Annotated in this window: 16 protein-coding genes and 1 pseudogene; 8 read left to right on the forward strand and 9 right to left on the reverse strand. The window is 66.4% G+C overall.

Annotated elements, in window-relative coordinates; all coding sequences use genetic code 11:
• Nucleotides 1-39: 39 nt before the first annotated feature.
• On the reverse strand, nt 40-1,446 hold the full coding sequence (locus ACG10_RS07095; RefSeq protein ID WP_089167681.1) for a sigma-54 interaction domain-containing protein: 1,407 nt from the start codon (nt 1,444-1,446) through the stop codon (nt 40-42).
• Nucleotides 1,447-1,604: 158 nt separating this feature from the next.
• Between ACG10_RS07095 and ACG10_RS07100 the strand changes: the two genes are divergently transcribed.
• A complete protein-coding gene (locus ACG10_RS07100) occupies nt 1,605-2,363 on the forward strand; it encodes an enoyl-CoA hydratase/isomerase family protein (protein ID WP_089167682.1) in 759 nt (252 codons plus the stop codon).
• A gap of 206 nt (nt 2,364-2,569) precedes the next feature.
• Here the strand turns inward: ACG10_RS07100 and ACG10_RS07105 are convergent, their stop codons facing one another.
• A complete protein-coding gene (locus ACG10_RS07105; RefSeq protein WP_089167683.1) occupies nt 2,570-3,391 on the reverse strand; it encodes a shikimate 5-dehydrogenase in 822 nt (273 codons plus the stop codon).
• A gap of 157 nt (nt 3,392-3,548) precedes the next feature.
• Between ACG10_RS07105 and zwf the strand changes: the two genes are divergently transcribed.
• The 6 genes from zwf to ACG10_RS07135 all read left to right on the forward strand — a co-directional run bounded on the left by zwf (nt 3,549) and on the right by ACG10_RS07135 (nt 11,268).
• Nucleotides 3,549-5,015: a glucose-6-phosphate dehydrogenase gene (gene zwf, locus ACG10_RS07110; protein WP_089167684.1), complete on the forward strand. Its 1,467-nt coding sequence runs from the start codon at nt 3,549-3,551 to the stop codon at nt 5,013-5,015.
• Nucleotides 5,002-5,715: a 6-phosphogluconolactonase gene (pgl, locus tag ACG10_RS07115; RefSeq protein WP_089167685.1), complete on the forward strand. Its 714-nt coding sequence runs from the start codon at nt 5,002-5,004 to the stop codon at nt 5,713-5,715. Before zwf ends, pgl begins: the two co-directional genes overlap by 14 nt.
• A gap of 123 nt (nt 5,716-5,838) precedes the next feature.
• Nucleotides 5,839-7,506: a glucose-6-phosphate isomerase gene (gene pgi, locus ACG10_RS07120; RefSeq protein ID WP_089167686.1), complete on the forward strand. Its 1,668-nt coding sequence runs from the start codon at nt 5,839-5,841 to the stop codon at nt 7,504-7,506.
• Nucleotides 7,507-7,594: 88 nt separating this feature from the next.
• Nucleotides 7,595-8,884 (forward strand): sugar MFS transporter, encoded by a 1,290-nt coding sequence (locus ACG10_RS07125; RefSeq protein WP_089167687.1) that lies wholly within the window; start codon nt 7,595-7,597, stop codon nt 8,882-8,884.
• A gap of 64 nt (nt 8,885-8,948) precedes the next feature.
• Nucleotides 8,949-9,920 (forward strand): carbohydrate kinase family protein, encoded by a 972-nt coding sequence (locus tag ACG10_RS07130; protein WP_039804996.1) that lies wholly within the window; start codon nt 8,949-8,951, stop codon nt 9,918-9,920.
• A gap of 133 nt (nt 9,921-10,053) precedes the next feature.
• On the forward strand, nt 10,054-11,268 hold the full coding sequence (locus ACG10_RS07135) for an aldose 1-epimerase family protein (RefSeq protein WP_039807929.1): 1,215 nt from the start codon (nt 10,054-10,056) through the stop codon (nt 11,266-11,268).
• A gap of 320 nt (nt 11,269-11,588) precedes the next feature.
• Here ACG10_RS07135 and ACG10_RS07140 read toward each other — a convergent pair whose 3' ends face one another.
• The gene (locus ACG10_RS07140; protein ID WP_089167688.1) at nt 11,589-12,332 is read right to left on the reverse strand and encodes a hypothetical protein; all 744 of its coding nucleotides are present in this window, start codon (nt 12,330-12,332) and stop codon (nt 11,589-11,591) included.
• Nucleotides 12,333-12,683: 351 nt separating this feature from the next.
• Here ACG10_RS07140 and ACG10_RS07145 point away from each other — a divergent pair.
• Nucleotides 12,684-12,812 (forward strand): annotated as a pseudogene (locus ACG10_RS07145) (transposase); the annotation flags it as partial.
• Nucleotides 12,813-12,829: 17 nt separating this feature from the next.
• Here ACG10_RS07145 and ACG10_RS07150 read toward each other — a convergent pair.
• The 6 genes from ACG10_RS07150 to ACG10_RS07175 form a co-directional block, all read right to left on the reverse strand.
• Nucleotides 12,830-13,099: a DUF2790 domain-containing protein gene (locus ACG10_RS07150; RefSeq protein WP_227028728.1), complete on the reverse strand. Its 270-nt coding sequence runs from the start codon at nt 13,097-13,099 to the stop codon at nt 12,830-12,832.
• 741 nt (nt 13,100-13,840) lie between these two features.
• Nucleotides 13,841-14,551, reverse strand: a complete 711-nt coding sequence (locus tag ACG10_RS07155) for a lipopolysaccharide kinase InaA family protein (RefSeq protein ID WP_089167689.1) — start codon at nt 14,549-14,551, stop codon at nt 13,841-13,843.
• Entirely contained in the window at nt 14,548-15,243 is a 696-nt protein-coding gene (locus ACG10_RS07160; RefSeq protein ID WP_089167690.1) for a class I SAM-dependent methyltransferase, read from the reverse strand. The genes ACG10_RS07155 and ACG10_RS07160 overlap by 4 nt, the downstream gene beginning before the upstream one ends.
• A gap of 138 nt (nt 15,244-15,381) precedes the next feature.
• The gene (locus ACG10_RS07165) at nt 15,382-16,644 is read right to left on the reverse strand and encodes a sensor histidine kinase (protein WP_089167691.1); all 1,263 of its coding nucleotides are present in this window, start codon (nt 16,642-16,644) and stop codon (nt 15,382-15,384) included.
• Nucleotides 16,634-17,317: a response regulator transcription factor gene (locus tag ACG10_RS07170; protein WP_089167692.1), complete on the reverse strand. Its 684-nt coding sequence runs from the start codon at nt 17,315-17,317 to the stop codon at nt 16,634-16,636. The genes ACG10_RS07165 and ACG10_RS07170 overlap by 11 nt, the downstream gene beginning before the upstream one ends.
• Before the next feature lie 124 nt (nt 17,318-17,441).
• Nucleotides 17,442-18,395, reverse strand: a complete 954-nt coding sequence (locus ACG10_RS07175) for an SdiA-regulated domain-containing protein (RefSeq protein WP_089167693.1) — start codon at nt 18,393-18,395, stop codon at nt 17,442-17,444.
• Between the last annotated feature and the right edge of the window lie 38 nt (nt 18,396-18,433).

Raw genomic sequence — 18,433 nt, forward strand, 5'->3', positions numbered from 1 at the left:
AGCGAAGTTGGGCGATTCCCATTTATGGGATTTTTCCCGTTATCGGGACGAGATACCCAGTGCGGCCAGCCGGCGGTACAGGGTGGAGCGGCTCAGGCCCAGACGCCGCGCGGCCTCCAGGGCATTGCCGGCGCTCGCCAGGGCGTTCTCCAGCAGCTCGCGCTCGAAGCGCTGCATGGCCTGCCGGTAGCTTTCGCCGGCGGCGGACGGGGGCGGCGGGGCGGCCATGGCGAGGGGCGGCTGCGGCCCCAGGGCGGCGGCGAGCATGGCCGCGTCCAGCAGCGGGCCGTCGTTGAGCAGGGTGGCGCGCTCCAGCAGGTTGCGCAGCTCGCGGATGTTGCCCGGCCAGCCGTGGCGGGCAAGCAGGGCGAGGGCGTCGGGGGTCAGCCGGTAGCCGCCGCCGAGCTGCGCGAGTAGGGCCTCGCACAGCGCCGGCAGGTCGTCCGGGCGCTCGCGCAGCGGCGGCAGGCGGATCGGCAGCACGTTCAGGCGGTAGTAGAGGTCGGCGCGGAAGCTGCCCTGGCGCACCGCCGCCTCCAGGTCGCAGGAGGTGGCGGCGATCAGACGCACGTCGCTGAACAGGATCTGGTTGGAGCCGACCGGCTCGAACTCCTTCTCCTGCAGCACGCGCAGCAGCTTGCCCTGCAGGTGCAGGGGCATGTCGCCGATCTCGTCGAGGAACAGGGTGCCGCCCTGGGCGATCTGGAACTTGCCGGGCCGCGCCTTGCGGCTGGCTCCGGTGAAGGCGCCCGGCGCGGTGCCGAAGAATTCGGCCTCCAGCAGGCTTTCCGGGATGGCCGCCATGTTCAGGCTGACGAAGGGCTTGTGGGCGCGCGGCGAGGCGGCGTGGATGGCGTGGGCCAAGAGCTCCTTGCCGGTGCCGGTCTCGCCGAGCAGCAGGATCGGCGCCTCGCTGGCCGCGCCGCGGCGGGCGCGGTGCTTGACCTCCAGGGCCGGGGCGCTGGTGCCGATGAACTGCGCGAAGCCGTAGCGGGCCTGGCGTGCCTGCAGCAGCGAGCGGGTCGAGGCCAGCTCCTCCTGCATGCTCAGGTAGTGGCTGACCAGCGGCGAGAGGTTCTTCAGCTCGTCGAACAGGGCGAAGCCGATGGCGCCGATCAGCTGGCCGTGCTCGTCGCGGATCGGCAGGCGCATGACCACCAGCGGCTCCTTCGACGTGTCGAGCATGTCCAGCAGGATCGGCTGGCCGCTGTGCGCCACCTCGCGCAGCAGGCTGCCGGGGATGACGTTCTCCACCGGCTGGCCGAGGGCCTCGGCCGGATCGGCGAGGCCGAAGCGCCGGGCGTAGCGCTCGTTGATCCAGACGATGCGCGCCTCGCGGTCGACGATCACCGTGCCCTCGCTGGACTGCTCGACGATCTCGAACAGCGAGCGCATCGCCTGCAGACGGGTGACCTGGTAGTCCTTGAGGCGGTCGGCGGAATTCATGGGCGCTCCTGTACGTGCGGTGGTCCTGCTGCGGACGTTCGCTCAAGAGCGGCTCCGCGGCAAGCCGGACGGTCGCTGGGGGGCGACCATCGGCGGCTTGAGACCGGCGCGGGGCGGCTCGAAAATGGCGGATCGATCGGTTCGGTCAGGAGTGACTCATGAGTGGCAGCATCCCTTCCCTGGAGATTTCCGGCGCCCTGGCGACCCTGCGCCTGCAGCGGCCGGACAAGGCCAACCGCCTGGAGGAGGCGGACCTGACGGCGCTGCTGGAGTGCCTGGCGCGCATCGAGGCGGCGCCGCAGGTGCGGGTGGTGCTGCTGCGCGCCTCGGGCAGGCATTTCTGCGCCGGCTACAGCTTCGACGACCTGGCCGCGGCCGGCGACGGCGGGCGCTTCGAGGCGGTGGCCGACGCCCTGGAGAACCTGCGCCCCCTGACCATCGCCGAGGTGCAGGGCGGAGTCTTCGGCGGCGCCACCGACATCCTGCTGGCCTGCGACTTCCGCCTCGGCGGCCCGGCGGCGCAGATGCTCATGCCGGCGGCGCGCTTCGGCCTGCACCTCTACGCCGGGCTGTTCGAGCGCTACGTGTCGCGCCTCGGGCTGAACGCCGCCAAGCGGCTGATCCTCGCCTGCGAGAAGCTCGACGCACAGGGCATGCTGGAGACCGGCCTGCTCACCCACCTGTACGACAGCCCCGAACGCCTGGCCGAGGCGAGCGAGGCGCTGGCCGCGAACCTGGCGGAGCTGGCGCCGCTGGCGGTGGCCGGCATGAAGCGTCACCTGAACGCGGTCGCCCGCGGCGCGCTGGACCCTGTGGCGGTGGAGGAGGACGTGCGGCGCTGCTCGGCCTCGGCGGATTTCCAGGAAGGGTTGCGCGCGCTCGGGGAAAAGCGCCCGCCGCGTTTCGAGGGGCGCTGAGGGCGGTTGCCAGTGGGAAAGGCCTGCGGCCGTTCCTACTTGATGGCTCCCACGCTCCGGCGTGGGAGCCCGGGGCCGGGCGCTCCGGCGCCCTGGGGTGCCGAAGCGTCCACTGCAACGTGCCCACGCAGGAGCGTGGGCACGATCAAGAAACTCGCGTAGCGATTTTCCACGCAGATCCTGGAAGGAAAGGCCTGCGACTGCGTTCAGCCCTGGCGCGAATAGGCCGCGGCCTGGCCGACCTGCTCCGGCGTCGGGCGCCGGCCGGTGTAGAGCACGAACTGCTCGAGCGCCTGCAGGGTGGCCACTTCCGCCCCGCTGATGACCGTCTTGCCCAGCGCGCGGGCATGGCGGATCAGCGGCGTTTCCGCTGGCAGCGCCACCACGTCGAAGACCACTTCCGCCTGCGCGATGGCGTCCTCCGGGAAGGCCAGGTCCTGCGCCTCGGGGCCGCCGGCCATGCCGATCGGGGTCACGTTGATCAGCAGCTGCGGGCGCAGCGCGCCCAGCTCCGCTGCCCAGCCAAAGCCGATGGAGCGGGCCAGCGCCTGCCCGCTGGCCGGGTTGCGGGCGATGATGTGTCCCTGGCGGAAGCCGGCCTGGCGCAGGGCGAAGGCCACCGCCTTGGCCATTCCGCCGCTGCCGCGCAGGGCGAAGCTCAGTTCGGGCGAGATCCGGTGGCTGTCGAGCAACTGGGCGATGGCCAGGAAGTCGGTGTTGTAGCCGGTGAGCCAGCCCTGGTCGTTGACGATGGTGTTCACCGACTCGATGGTCGTCGCCGACGGATCGAGCGCGTCGAGCAGCGGGATGCAGGCTTCCTTGAACGGCATCGAGATGGCGCAGCCGCGGATGCCGAGGGCGCGGATGCCGCCGATGGCGGCGCGCAGGTCCTGGGTGATGAAGGCCTTGTAGGCGTAGTTCAGGCCGAGGGCCTCGTAGAGGTAGTTGTGGAAGCGCGTGCCGGTGTTGCCGGGGCGTCCGGCGAGGGACATGCAGATCTGGGTGTCCTTGTCGATGGCATGGGGCATCCGGAAGTCCTCCGAAAGTGGGCGCTGACAGCCGGCAGGCCCGATCCGATAGGGTGTCTTTCTACTATAAAATTTGTTTTTATAACAACATTTACTGTTGATGAATCGATTCAATGGTGGTTTTATTGCGCCTTCTTTTACAAAAAGAACAAGCGCCATGGCTACTACCAATACTATCGAGCCTTGCACCTTCGCCCTCTTCGGAGCCCTGGGTGACCTGGCCTTGCGCAAGCTGTTTCCCGCCCTCTACCAGCTGGACCGTGCCGGCCTGCTGTGTCCCGACACGCGGCTGCTGGCCCTGGCCCTCGACGCCGGCGAGCAGACCCGGGCCACCGTCGCCGAGCATCTGCGCCGCCACGTGCCGGGCGCGGAGCTGGAGGAGGACGTCCTGCAGCGCTTCCTGGCGCGGCTGGACTACCTGTCGATGGATTTCCTCAGCGCGGGCGACTACGCCGCGCTGGCCGACCGGGTCGGCGACGCCGAGCGGCTGATCGCCTACTTCGCCACCCCGGCGGCGCTCTACGAGCCGATCTGCGCCGGGCTGGCCGAGGTCGGCCTGGCCGAGCGCACCCGGGTGGTGCTGGAGAAGCCGATCGGCCATGACCTGGCGTCCTCGCGCAAGGTCAACGACGCGGTGGCGCGGCACTTCCCGGAAGACCGCACCTACCGGATCGACCACTACCTGGGCAAGGAGACGGTGCAGAACCTGATCGCCCTGCGCTTCGCCAACAGCCTGTTCGAGACCCAGTGGAACCAGAACCACATCTCCCACGTGGAAATCACCGTGGCCGAGCAGGTGGGCATCGAGGGCCGCTGGGGCTACTTCGACAAGGCCGGCCAGCTGCGCGACATGATCCAGAACCACCTGCTGCAGCTGCTCTGCCTGATCGCCATGGACCCGCCGAGCGACCTGTCGGCCGATAGCATCCGCGACGAGAAGGTCAAGGTGCTCAAGGCGCTGGCGCCGATCGACGCCGCCCAGCTGAGCCAGCAGGTGGTGCGCGGCCAGTACGTGGCTGGCAGCATCCTCGGCAAGCCGGTACCCGGCTACCTGGAAGAGGACAACGCCAACCCCAGCAGCGACACCGAGACCTTCGTCGCCCTGCGCGCGGAGATCCGCAACTGGCGCTGGGCGGGGGTGCCGTTCTACCTGCGCACCGGCAAGCGCATGCCGCAGAAGCTGTCGCAGATCGTCATCCACTTCAAGGAGGCGCCGCACTACATCTTCGCCGCGGAGCAGCGCCCGCTGATCGGCAACAAGCTGATCATCCGCCTGCAGCCGAACGAGAGCATCGCCCTGCAGGTGATGACCAAGGAGCAGGGGCTGGACAAGGGCATGCAGCTGCGCAGCGGTCCGCTGCAGCTGAATTTCTCCGACACCTACCGCAGCGCGCGGATCCCCGACGCCTACGAGCGGCTGCTGCTGGAAGTGATGAAGGGCAACCAGAACCTGTTCGTGCGCAAGGACGAGATCGAGCACGCCTGGCTGTGGTGCGACCGGCTGATCGCCGGCTGGCGCCTGCAGGGCGAGGCGCCCAGGCCCTACGCGGCGGGCAGCTGGGGGCCGCTGTCTTCGATTGCACTGATCACCCGTGACGGGAGGAGCTGGTATGGCGATTTCTGAACTCGATCTGCCCGCCGGGGTGCTGGCCCGGACCCTGGCCGACGGCACGGCCCTGGCCGAGGGACTGGCCGACCGCGTGGCCGAGGTGCTGCGCCAGGCCATCGAGGCCGACGGCCAGGCCAGCCTGCTGGTGTCGGGCGGGCGCAGCCCGATCCCCTTCTTCGAGGCGCTGTCCGCGCGTGAGCTGGACTGGCAGCGGGTGCAGGTCGGTCTGGTCGACGAGCGCTGGGTGGCGCCGGACCAGGACGGCAGCAACGAGGCGCTGGTGCGCCGCCATCTGCTGCAAGGCCCGGCCGCCGCGGCGACCTTCCTCGGCCTCTACCAGCCGGCGGCCAGCCTGGAAGAGGCCGCACGCCTGGCCGGCCGGGCGCTGGCGGCGCTCAAGCGGCCGATCGATGCGGTGGTGCTGGGCATGGGCGAGGACGGCCACACGGCTTCGCTGTTCCCCGGCAGCCCGAACCTCGCCCTGGCGCTGGCCGGCACCTGCGCCGAGCCGTGCATGGCGATGCTCGCGCCGGTCGCCCCGCACCCGCGGATCAGCCTGACCTGGCCGCTGCTGGCCCGGGCGCGCCTGCGCTGCCTGGCCATCCAGGGCCCGGCCAAGCTGGAGACCCTGCGCCAGGCCCTGCGTGCCGATCCGCTGCGCATGCCGATCCGCGCCTTCCTCGGCGACGGGCTGGAAATCCACTGGAGCCCCTGAAGGGGCTCGCGAGCAAGACAGACTGACACGAAGGAACGCCCCGCTCCGGACGCGGACTGCCAATCGGGATGGCCCAATTAGCCGCATTACAAGATCAAGACAGACTAAGGAGGCCGTAACTCCATGAGCTACTACCAGCAAGCGTTCGACGTCACCAGCCTGCCTGCCTGGAAGGCGCTGCAGGAGCATCGCCTGGCCATGCAGGACTTCCACATGCGCGAGGCATTCCTGGCCAATCCGGGACGTTTCGACGATTTCTCCACCGCCAGCTGCGGCCTCTTCCTCGACTACTCGAAGAACCTCGTCACCCAGGAAACCCGCGACCTGCTGGTCAACCTGGCCCGCGAGGCAGGCCTCGCCGAGGCCACCCGGGCGATGTTCGCCGGCGAGCGGATCAACGCCTCGGAGGGCCGCCCGGTCCTGCACACCGCGCTGCGCCGCCCGATGGGCGACAGTCTGGTCATCGACGGCCACAACATCATGCGCGACGTGCACGCCGCCCTGGCGCAGATGACCGACATCGTCGGGCGCATCCACAACAAGCTGTGGCGCGGCTACAACGACAAGGCCATCACCGACGTGGTGAACATCGGCATCGGCGGCTCCTACCTCGGCCCCGAGCTGGTCTCCGAGGCGCTTCTGCCCTACACCCAGCAGTCCGGCGTGCGCTGCCACTACCTGGCGAACATCGACGGCAGCGAGTTCCGCGAGCTGACCGCGCGGCTGAACGCCGAGACCACCCTGTTCATCATCTCCAGCAAGACCTTCGGCACCCTGGAAACCCTGAAGAACGCCCAGGCCGCGCGCACCTGGTACCTGGCCAAGGGGGGCACCGAGGAAAAGCTCTATCGCCACTTCATCGCGGTGAGCAGCAACAAGCAGGCGGCGATCGAGTTCGGCATCCGCGAGAAGAACATCTTCCCGATGTGGGACTGGGTCGGCGGGCGCTATTCGCTGTGGTCGGCGATCGGCCTGCCGATCGCCCTGGCCATCGGCATGGCCAACTTCAAGGATCTGCTCTCCGGCGCCTACGCCATGGACTGCCATTTCCGCAACGAGCCGTTCGAGAACAACATGCCGGTGCTGCTGGCCATGCTCGGCATCTGGTACCACAACTTCTGGGGCGCGCAGACCCACGCCTTCCTGCCCTACGACCACTACCTGCGCAACTTCGTCAAGCACCTGCAGCAGATGGACATGGAGTCCAATGGCAAGAGCGTGCGCCAAGACGGCAGCTCGGTGTCCTGCGGCACTGGCCCGGTGATCTGGGGCGGCGTCGGCTGCAACGGCCAGCACGCCTATCACCAGCTGCTGCACCAGGGCACCCCGCTGATCCCGGCGGACTTCATCGTGCCGGTGGTCAGCCACAACCCGGTGGCCGACCACCACCAGTGGCTGTATGCCAACTGCCTGTCGCAGAGCCAGGCGCTGATGTGCGGCAAGAGCCGCGAGGAGGCCGAGGCCGAACTGCGTGCCAAGGGCCTGCCGGAAGCGGAAGTGAAGCGCCTGGCGCCGCACAAGGTGATCCCCGGCAACCGGCCGAGCAACACCCTGGTGGTGGAAACCCTCAACCCCAGCCGCCTCGGCGCGCTGATCGCCCTGTACGAGCACAAGGTGTTCGTCCAGGGGGTGGTCTGGGGCATCAACTCCTTCGACCAGTGGGGCGTCGAGCTGGGCAAGGAGCTCGGCAAGAACGTCTACGGCCGCCTGACCAGCTACGAGGCACCGCCGGCCGAGGACTCCTCGACCCAGGGCCTGATCGACTACTTCCGCGGCCGTCACCGCGGCTGATCCCGACGGGGTGTTGCACCCGGCAGGCCTGCGCCGCAGGGCGCGGGCCTGTCCGTACCTGAACAATAACTCCAAGAGGAAAGGTTAGATGAACATCGAAGTCAGTCTGCAGGAGCGCTCGCAAGCCACGGCCGGAAAGACCGCTCCCATTTCCACGACCTTCGCCTTTGCCCTGGTGACGGCGCTGTTCTTCATGTGGGGGCTGTCCCATGGCCTGCTGGACGTCCTGAACCACCACTTCCAGGAAACCCTGAACATCTCCCGGGCCAAGTCCGGCCTGATCCAGACCGCCTACTTCGGCGCCTACTTCATCATGGCGCTGCCGGTCGGCCTGTTCATGGAGCGCTGCGGCTACAAGGCCGGCATCCTGCTCGGCCTGGCCCTGTTCGCGATCGGCGCGCTGCTGTTCGTGCCGGCGTCCATGGCCGCGACCTTCGGCGCCTTCCTGATCGCGCTGTTCGTGCTCGCCTGCGGCCTGGCCTGCCTGGAAGTGTCCGCCAACCTCTACGCCGCCGCGCTGGGCAATCCGGACAAGACCGTGCAGCGCCTGAACTTCGCCCAGTCCTTCAACGGCCTGGGGGTGTTCCTCGGGCCGATGATCGGCGGTGCGGTGCTCTACGCGCCGCCGTTCGAGCTCGCCGGCAGCACCATCGCGCCGACCTCGCTGATCTACGTGTCGCTCGCCGTGCTGGTGGTGGGGCTGATGGTGGTCTTCGCCCGCACCGCCTTCCCCGAGGTCGGCAGCGAGGTCGAGGGCGACGAGGCTGCCGAGGCGTCGGCCGGAGAGGGCGTCTCGCTGTGGCGCCAGAAGAACTTCACCTTCGCCCTGCTGGCGCAGTTCTGCAACATCGGCGCCTATGTCGGCGTCGGTGCCTATTTCATCAACTTCGCCCTGGAGCACTGGCAGGGCAGCACGCCCCAGTTCTGTTCCTTCCTGCTCTCGGTGGCGATGATCGGCTACATGATCGGCCGCTTCTCCGGCACCTGGCTGATGCGCCGCATCCCGGCGCGCAACCTGCTGGTGTTCAACGCCATCGCCTGCGCCTTCCTGAGCGTGGTCGCCATGCTGGCGGTGGAGAAGGTTTCGGTCATCGCGATGATCGCCATGTACTTCTTCATGTCGATCATGTACCCGACTATCTTCGGCATGGGCGTGCAGGGCCTGGGCCGGCAGACCAACCGGGGCGGCTCGATCCTGGTGATGGCCCTGGTCGGCGCCGCGATCCTGCCGCTGGTCATGGGCGCGATCGCCGATGCTTCGGGCATGGCGACGTCCTTCATCGTGCCGTTCGCCTGCTGTGTGGTGGTGGCGCTGTACGGGCTTTCCCAGAAGCCGGCCGAATCTTCCGCGTCCAGTCTGGCCGCCGAGGCCGAATAAGCCGGCAGGCGCCGGGAAAACGGGTTTTCCGGCGCCGTCGAAATCCGAGAACAAGAGGTGCGCAATGTTTCTAGTATGCGGCGAAGCGCTGTTCGACCTGTTCGTCGAGCCAGCGCACAGTGAATTGCCCCGCCAGGTAGGCTTCAAGGCGATTGCCGGCGGCTCCCCCTTCAACGTGGCGGTAGGGCTCAGCCGGCTGGGGGTGGACTCCGCCCTGCTGACCGGGATCTCCACCGATTTTCTCGGCCTGCAGTTGCGTCAGGTGCTGGAGGACGAGGGCGTGTCGACCCGCTACCTCGTCCCGCTCGATGCGGCCACCACGACCCTGAGTCTGGTCGCCGTGGATGCGCAGGGCGTGCCCCACTACAGCTTCTACGGGCATTCCGGGGCGGATCGCCAGCTGCGTCCGGAGCAGGTGCCGGCGCTGGACGGCGAGGTGCGCGGCATCCATGTCGGCTCCTACTCGCTGGTCGTGCAGCCGACCGCGGACACCCTCTACGGGGTGGTGGAGAAGGCTTCGCAGGAACTGCTGATCACCCTCGATCCGAATGTGCGCCTCAACGTCGAGCCCGACCTTGACGTCTGGCGCGAGCGGATCGGCGCCTTCGCCCGGCATGCCCACCTGGTCAAGGTCAGCGAGGAGGACCTGGAACTGCTCTATCCGGGCGAGGACCCGGCGGCGATGGCCGAGCGTTTCCTGCAGCACCAGTGCCGTCTGGTGTTCCTCACCCGCGGCGAGAACGGCGTGACCGTGTTCAGCCGCGCCCACGGCAGCTGGTCGCGCCCGGCCAACGCGATCACCATGGTGGATACCGTGGGCGCTGGCGACACCTTCCAGGCGGCCTTGATCACCTACCTGGCCGAGCAGGGCTTCGACCGCCCGGCCGCGCTCGACGGCCTGGATAAGTCCCACCTCGAGCAGATGCTCGCCTTCGCCCAGGCGGCGGCGGCGCTGACCTGCCAGCGCCGCGGTCCGGACCTGCCGCGCCGCCACGAGCTGGCGGCCTCGGCCGGCCAGCCGGAGCCGGTCGTCTAGAGTAACTTCAGGCGGCCCGCGTCTCCCTCTCCCCGCCGGGGAGAGGGTCGGGGTGAGCGACGGCGCCGGAGGCGCGCCGCCTTCACCCGTTCGCCGTCCGGCCGACAACCCGATCAAACGCAAGGGATTCATCATGAAGAAGCATTCCGGCCTCGCCGGCCCGGGCGCCATTGCCAGCGCCACGCCCGCGCCGGTCCATGAGTTTGTCCTGCTCGACAGCGACAAGGCCCCGCAGAACTGGAGCATCGACAGCCGGCAGCTGGGCATCGAGACCGACCGGCCGTTCTCGGTCAGCCTGCGCACCCTGCACGGCGGCCGCCAGGAAGGCGTCTGCCTGGTCGACATCGACACCGGCGCGATGACCATCACCGTGGTGCCGACCCGCGGCATGAACGTGCTGCGCGCGGTCGCCGGCGACGTCCGCCTGGGCTGGGACTCGCCGGTCGGCGAGGTGGTCAACCCGGCCTTCATCGAACTCGGCGGCCGTGGCGGCCTCGGCTGGCTGGAGGGTTTCAACGAGCTGGTCACCCGCTGCGGCTACGAGTGGGTCGGCCATCCCGGCGTGGACAATGGCGAGCTGCTCAGCCTGCACGGGCGGCTGTCGAACATCCCGGCGTCGCGGGTGGTGTTGAGCATCGACGCGAAGCCGCCGTACGGCATCCGTCTGCGCGGCGAGCTGAAGGAGCAGGCGTTCAAGAAGATCGACTTCGCCATCGTCAGCGAGCTGAGCACCGAGCCGGGCGCGCAGAGCTTCACCCTCGACGACAGCCTGACCAACCGCGGTGACTATCCCAGGGAATACCAGGCGCTCTACCACAACAACTTCGGCACGCCGCTGCTGGAGCAGGGCGCGCGCTTCGCCGCCCCGGTCAAGCAGGTGTCGCCGTTCAACGAGCGGGCCCGCGGCGAGCTCGACGAGTGGCAGAGCTACCGCGGTCCGACCGAGGGCTACGACGAGACCGTCTACAACCTGATTCCCTACGGCGACGCGCTGGGCGACAGCTTGGCCGTGCTGCACAACCGCGCCGGCGACCGCGGCGTGGCGGTCGGCTTCAATATCGGCCAGCTGCCGGTGTTCTCCCTGTGGAAGAACACCGATACCGAGCGCCAGGGCTACGTCACCGGCCTGGAACCTGGCACCAGCTTCTCCTACAACCGGCGCTACCAGCGCCCGCTGGGCCTGGTGCCGACCATAGGTCCCAGGGAGCAGCGCCACTTCCAGCTCAGCTTCACGCTGCTCGCCGGCAAGGCGGACGTGGAACAGGCCCTGCAGCGGATCGACGAGATCCAGGACGGGCGTCCGACCGAGGTGCGTGAAACGCCGCTGGTCGATCTGAGCGGGGCATGATTCCGCGGCGCATTTTCGTGCGATGTGACCGCCGGCTACTGGGCTCCGGGCCAGGGAGGGCCTGAGCCGGGTAGCCTGTCCGGAATCGGCAAGGGATGTATTTCACCTGACGGGAGGCGCCCTTTTCAGGCTGTGCCGAGTTTCGGGCGATGCTCCAGCGTCTATCTGAAAAAAATCGCTTTTAGCCTCGTAACTACGAAAGCGTGCTGTGCAAGTAGGCCCGGAAGGGGACGAGGGCTGGCATTTATCCACGGAGCGATAACTCCGTGGATAAATGCCACAGGTTGTTCAACCGGTGGGCTGTCGCTCCGTACTACGGTTCAGGCCGGTCTTTGCTGAATTTGCTCCATCTGTTCCTGAATCGCTTTCAGTGCCGGATGGTTCTGAAAGTGCTCCATCTCCTCCTGAATCGTTTTCAGCGCCGGATTGTTCTGAAGGTGCTCTATCTGGTCCTGGAACGTTTTCAGCGCCGGGTTGTTCTGAAAGTGCTCCATCTCCTCCTGGATCGCTTTCAGTGCCGCAGTATTCTGGAATTGCTCTATTTCCTCCTGGATCGCTTTCAGCGCCGGATTGTTCTGCAAGTGTTCCATCTCCTCCTGGAACGCTTTCATTACTGGATTGTTTTGAAGTTTCTCCATTTCTTCCTGGATCGTTTTCAGCTCCCTATTGTTCTGAAAGTACTCCATCTGCTCCTGATATCCCTTCAGCACCGGATTGTTTCGAAGTTGCTCCATCTGCTCCTGAAGCGCTTTCAGCTCCGGGTCGTTCTGAAATTGCTCCATCTGCTCCTGAAACTCCTTCAGCACCGGATTGTTCTGAAATTTTTCCATCTGCTCCTGAAATCCCTTCAGTGCCGGATTGTTCTGAAGGTGCTCTAGCTGATCCTGGAGCGTTTTTAGCATCGAATTTTTCTGCAGATGCTCCATCTGCTGCTGGATCGCCCTCAGTGCTCCATTCGTCTGAAAGTTCTCCATCTGCTCCTGGAGCGCTTTCAGCGCCGCATTGTTCTGAAGGTGCTCCAGCTGCTCCTGGAGTCCCTTCAGGCATTGGTTGATGTTTTCCATGATTGTCTCCTCAGTGCCATCTCGATAGTTGTGTGGAGCCCTCGCTAAACTACCCCTTGCTCTTCAACTGACATGCATTTGCTACCACGATATTTTTATCTGCACACATCAACGAAAGCACAAAGTGGCGCATGAGCAACGAAATTCTACGAACGGCCAAGTTATGGCCTGTTGACGTTTTGGCGTAGGCCGCGACGGAGGCGCCGTTTGGCGCAGAACAAAGAAAGAACGAGGAGAGAAGTCTGGTCATTCCAAATGAGCGACGAGAGACGCCGTGCTGCGCCAAACGGGCCCCGCCCCTGAGGGTTGCGCGGCAAATGCCGCCATGCTTCGACCCCCGAAGTACCGGCACGCAGCATCATCGAGCGGATATTCGGCTGGCTGAAGGAGAGCCGCAGGATTGGCACGCGCTACGACAGGCTGGCAAGAGGTTTTGCTGCGATGGTCTCGCTGGCTTGCGCGCTGCGATGTCTACGCTAGTACTTTTCGTGCAAAACCTAATCCGTACAGCCAGTCGTATCCGGATACAAATATTCAATGACCCCGATAGCACCGCTCGAGTCCTTGTAAGTCATCCTGGCCGGAATGACGCCGCAATGGGCGGGCGCGGAGCGGAGATATTCGACCTTTATCAGTTCGGCAATGTCCAGATTCATGGAGTATCTATAGGGTTTGACTTCGGAGGTTTCGGCGTTATTGGTTTCGGCCATGGCGGTAGCGGCGCTCGCGAATACAGTCATGGCAAGGATCAGCTTCATGGTTTTCATGTTCACGTTCATATCGAATGATTTTCGCAGGCAATAAGCGTCCGAAGATGCAGAGCTTTTGAACTCGGCATCGACCTCTGCAAGGTTGATGGAACCACTCCGGGCTGATCGGCGCCCTGTGTCAGATAGGGCTTATATGTTAGCGAGCCACGCCATGGACGGGCGCTTCCGATGGGCAGGGGCATTCGCCCCGCGCATATAAGTCTCGGCTTTTGCGCGCGGCACGCACTGTTCTGGAGTGCGGGTTGTTCATGTAGTCCTCCTGAGCAATCAAGCGTCTGGCAAGGGTTGATCTTCCAGTGGCTGTTTGCTCAATGCATGGTCAAGTGTGGTGTACGACTACAAGGTAATGAAGTTGAAATGTTGAGTCCATTGGGTAAATGAAACTGAATGCAACCGACGTGTTACTTCTTTCCAGTCAGTTGCTGCGGGCTATTTTCGATTGGATAAGTTTCGGCGCTCAAATATTTATTTACACTTGGCGCATTGCTCGAGAGGCCGAGTGTGCCGGTTGCCGGCAAAAGGGGTGGCAGGGCGGGAGGAGAAACGGGAGGGCGCATCCGTTTCAGGTGCCGACGTAGCCTTTCAGGCCGACAGGGAGGCCGGCAGCGAAGGATACGGCCAGGTGGGGCCAGGTATTCGTACCGGGGATCAGGGAGGGGTGCAGCGGGCGCCTGGAGCAGAGGTGGGGGGCCGCCTTCAGAGGAAGAGAGGAGAGGGCTGGCGCCCTCTCCCGCATGCTCAGGCGCCTGCGGCCGGGGCGGCCAGGGCCTTGTCGTAGACGCTCTTGAAGAACTCCCACTCGGCCGGCGACATCGCCGGGCAGTGGCGGTGCAGCTGGTCCAGGTCACGGCGCGAGGCGCTGGCGACGCGCAGGCGCTGGCGGCTCTTCTCCAGGTCGATCAGGGCGATCTCCACCTGCGGGCGGCCGGCGGTTTCCTCGACCTTGACGAAGATGTGCTTGGGATAGCAGCAACCGTGCTGCCAGTGGCCCTGGTGCAGGCGGCTGAGGGTCAGGGCCAGCTGTTCGAGCATCTGCCGCTGGACCGCTTCGCCCCAGCGCTGGCGCGCCTCACCGCGATACCAGTCGTCCAGGCTGACGAAGCCTTCCAGCGACTCGGTGACCAGCAGGGCCTGCCACTTGCCGTCGGTCTTGCGCGCCGAGCAGAAGACGATCTTCGGCACCCGCACGCCGAGGCGTTCGATGGCCTCGAGGGCATCCTGCTCGCGTAATACGGTGGGCCGGCCGAGGGGATAGCGCAGCGAGTGATAGAGGTGCCCGGTCTGGCGCTTGCTGTAGAGCGGCACGCTGGTCGCGCTCAGACGCTGCACGCCGCTTTCCCCGGCCCGGCGGACGTTGGGCTCCTCGACCCATTCCCCCTGGCGGTTCCACCAGCACTGGAAGGTTTCGGCGAAGGAGTCCAACGGCTGCAAGGCAATCGATTCGTTCACGCGGAGGTCCTCTTGTGCAACACGTAGATGCGACGCATGGCATAGCCGGGCAGGGCGTCGTGATGGCCGGCGATGTCGAAGCCGACTTCGCGGAATTCGGCCTCGATGGTGGCCCGCTCGATGACGAAGCGGTTGCGCTTCTCCTCGCGGCCTTCCTGCGCCGCGCGCAGCCGCGCCAGATAGCGGCGCCGCCAGGCCTTGAAGTTTCCGTCCACCCACAGGGAGACGATCAGACTGTCGCGGCTGACCCGGTGGAACTCGCGGAGCACGGCCAGGCGGCTTTCGCGGTCGGCGACGTGATGCAGCAGGCGCATGCAGAAGATGCTGTCGACCGCGTTGTCGGGCAGGTCGATGGCGACGGGAGAGGTCTGGAAGGTCCGCACCCGGGCCAGCACCTCGTCGGAGTGGTTGGCCTTGACCATCGACAGGATTTCTTCCGAGCTGTCGGCGGCGAGCACCACCCGGTTGGGCTGTTCGGTCAGCAGGGGCCAGAAGCGGCCGGCACCGCACGGCAGGTCCAGGACCAGGTTGGGATTGCCGGCCTGCTGCAGGGCTCGCCGAGCCAGCTGTCCGTCGCGCCAGTGGGAAAGCTGCCGGACAAGACGGTCGCAATGCCTGGCCAGGCATTGGGCGGCCTGGGATTGGCCAAATTGGCGCGGCAGTTCCAGTCCGCTGATGCGTGTTCTCGACATGGCAAGGATTTCGTTGGGGCTGGGAATGATGGCGATAGTATCGCGAAATGTAACGACTAGTTGTCAAAAACATGTTGATAAAAAGTCAAGGGTGCCGCCGGCGGCGTCCCGTTCGTCGGAACGGCACGCCACCACCGGTTACTTGAGGCGGACCCGGAAGCAGCTGCCGCCCGATTCCAGATTGCTCACCCGGACCTGCCAGCCCTGATGGGCGCAGATCCGCTTGACCAGCGAAAGTCCGAGGCCGAGGCCCTCGCCGCGAGCCTGCTCGCCGCGCACGAAGGGCTGGAAGATACGCTCGCGCTGGTCGGCGGGGATGCCCGCGCCGCTGTCCTCGACACGGAAGCCGCCGTTCTCCAGGATCAGCCGTACCGTGCCGTTCTCGGTGTAGTGCAGGGCGTTGCGCAGCAGGTTGGAGAGGACCGTGCGCAGGAAGGTGAGGTTGTAGGAGGCGCTGTCGGTGTCCTCCACGACCAGCTCGAAGTCCAGGCCCTTGGCGCGGATCGGCGCTCCCCAGCGCTGGCTCTGCTCCTCCGCCACGCTGGCCAGGCTGGCGCTGCCGCCGATGGCGGCTTCCTCCCGCCGGGCACGGGCGAGGATCAGGAAGGTCTGTACCAGCTCGTGCATCTCCTGGGCGGCCCGGCCGATCCGTGCCACCTGCCGGTGAGCCTGGGGCGGCAGGTCGGCTTCGTCGAGCAGCTCGCAGGCACCCTGGATGACCATCAGCGGGGTGCGCAGCTCGTGGCTGACGTCGCTGGTGAACAGGCGCTCGCGCTCCAGGCTCTGGCGCAGCTGGCCGAGGGTGCTGTCGAAGGCCGCCGCCAGGTGGCCGACCTCGTCGTCGGGGTATTCCGGCGCCAGCGGCGGCGCCAGCGGCAGCAGCTGGTCGCGGTGGCGGACCTGGCGGGCCAGGCGGGTCACCGGCGCGATCACCTTGCGCGCCAGCAGCAGGCCGAGCAGCCAGGCGCCCATCACGCTCAGCAGGAAGCAGAACAGGATCACGTTGAAGAGCAGCTGCTCGCGCTCCTCGAATTCGCTCTGGTCCTCCACCAGCATGTAGGTCTGGCCGTCGCTCCTGATCGCGTAGACGTAGTAGGCGCGGTCGTCCTCGCGCAGCTCGCTGAAGCCTTTCTCGACCTGCTGCAGCGACTCGGGAATGGCGTATTGCGGCAGGTCCGAGGCGAAGAAGCGGGTGGTGGCATCCAGCCGCGGGGCGAGGCCCTGGCGGATGTCCTTGTTCACCACGATGTCCAGCTCGCTCTTGAGCTCCTGGGAAACCAGGTGTTTCTCGACGAAGTGGACGATGGCGACGATGCTCAGGGAGAAGAACCCGCTGACCACCAGGGTCATCAGCGTGAAGGCAATGACGATGCGGCGGGCGAAGGGTTGCTTAAGCAGCATCCGGGTGCTCCGTCAGGCGGTAGCCGACGCCATGGATGGTGTGCAGGAGGGGTTTGTCGAAGGGTTTGTCGAGTGCCTGGCGCAGCTGGTGGATGTGGCTGCGCAGGCTGTCGCTCTCCGGCAGGTCGTCGCCCCACAGGGCGTTTTCCAGGAATTCGCGGCGCACCACGGCCGGGCTCTTCTGCATCAGGATGGCCAGCAGCTTGTAGCCGATCGGGTTCAGCCGCAGCGGCTTGCCGGCCCGGCTGACGCCCAGGGTATCGAGGTCGTAGATCAGGTCGCCGACCTGCAGCTGGCGCTTGCGGCTGCCCTGGGTGCGGCGCAGCACCGCCTCGATGCGCGCCACCAGCTCGGACAGGGCGAAGGGCTTGAGCAGGTAGTCGTCGGCGCCGCTGTTGAGGCCCTGCAGGCGGTCGTCCAGCGAGTCGCGGGCGGTCAGCATGATGATCGGCGTCTCGCTGCCGGCACCGCGGCGCAGGCGCTCGCAGACCTGGTAGCCGTCGATCCCCGGCAGCATGATGTCCAGCACGATCAGGTCGTACTGCCCGCTGGCCGCCAGGTGCAGCCCGCTCAGCCCGTCCTGGGCGCAGTCGACCGTGTAGCCCTTGAGCTCCAGGTAGTCGAGCACGTTGGCGAGGATGTCGCGGTTGTCTTCGATGACCAGAATGCGCATGGTCGGGGGCTCTCGGCGAAGGGGGGCCGATACTGTAGCAAGTCGTCGGGCGGGGGGCATGCGAGAGTGGGCGCTCCGCCGGCGCTGGTGCGCGCCCAGCGTGGCGGGTCCGGGGCTGGCGCTGTTACCGGGAAGCGCCGTCGCGCTGAAAGACGTAGAACAGATTCGGCTCGCTCACCACGTAGAGGTTGTCTTCGGCATCCATCGTCACGCCTTCGGGCTGCGGCGCGCTTTCCCCGAGATCCGAGATCGGGCCGCGCAGCGAGCGGAAACTCACGAAGTCGCCCTCGCCATCCAGTTCGACGAGCAATTTCGATTCGTCGCTGAGCAGCACCAGGTGGCCGGTTTGCGGGTCGTAGTGGACGTCGGACAGGTCGCGGGCCGACACGCTGCGCTCGAGCCAGGCGCTCAGGTCGCGCACGTGCAGCTGCAACCTGCCCTCGAGGGCGGCGCCTGCGCCGCGGATCTCGTAGAGCCGGAGCGGGTCGCGCTCCTTGACCACGAACAGGCGATCGCCGTCCGCAGCGTAGGCGATGCCCTCGAGCCCCTTGTTCTGCCGGCTCGGATCGATCTCCAGGGTCAGGGTCCGGGCCTGTGTGGCCTTGATGGTTTCCCCCGCGGCCGGCAGGTCGATGAAGCTCAGCCGCTGGTCGATTTCCTCGGCCAGCACCAGCCGCCCATTGCCCAGGTAGGCCAGGCCTTCGATGTCGACGAAACCTTCGAGCCGGTAGCGCTCGAGCACCTCGCCGTTCCTGTCGAGCGCCAGAATTTCCGCTGCCCCTCCGTTGCTGACGGTCAGCAGGCGATTGCGGTCGTGGTCGTAGGTGATTCCCGACAGATTTTCGATCCCGGCAATGGGCTTGGCATCGATCCGTACCCGGTAGTTCGGCAGCCAGAGGCTGTCGCCGGTCGCCGGTTTCCCGGACCAATGATCGAAGAGGTGCAGGTGGAGCAGTTCGTAGCCGGGGAGCCTGGCGCCGATCAGGCCCGCCAGGGCCAGCACGGCGATCGCCAGCAGCAGGTACAGGCGGTGATGGCGAGGCATGAGCCGCCGGGGAGAGGTCGTCTGGACAGGCATTCCGGTGTTTTCCTTGGGTGCGGGAAGGCAAGGGTTGG

The sequence above is a fragment of the Azotobacter chroococcum genome, from assembly GCF_002220155.1.
Classification (GTDB): domain Bacteria; phylum Pseudomonadota; class Gammaproteobacteria; order Pseudomonadales; family Pseudomonadaceae; genus Azotobacter; species Azotobacter chroococcum.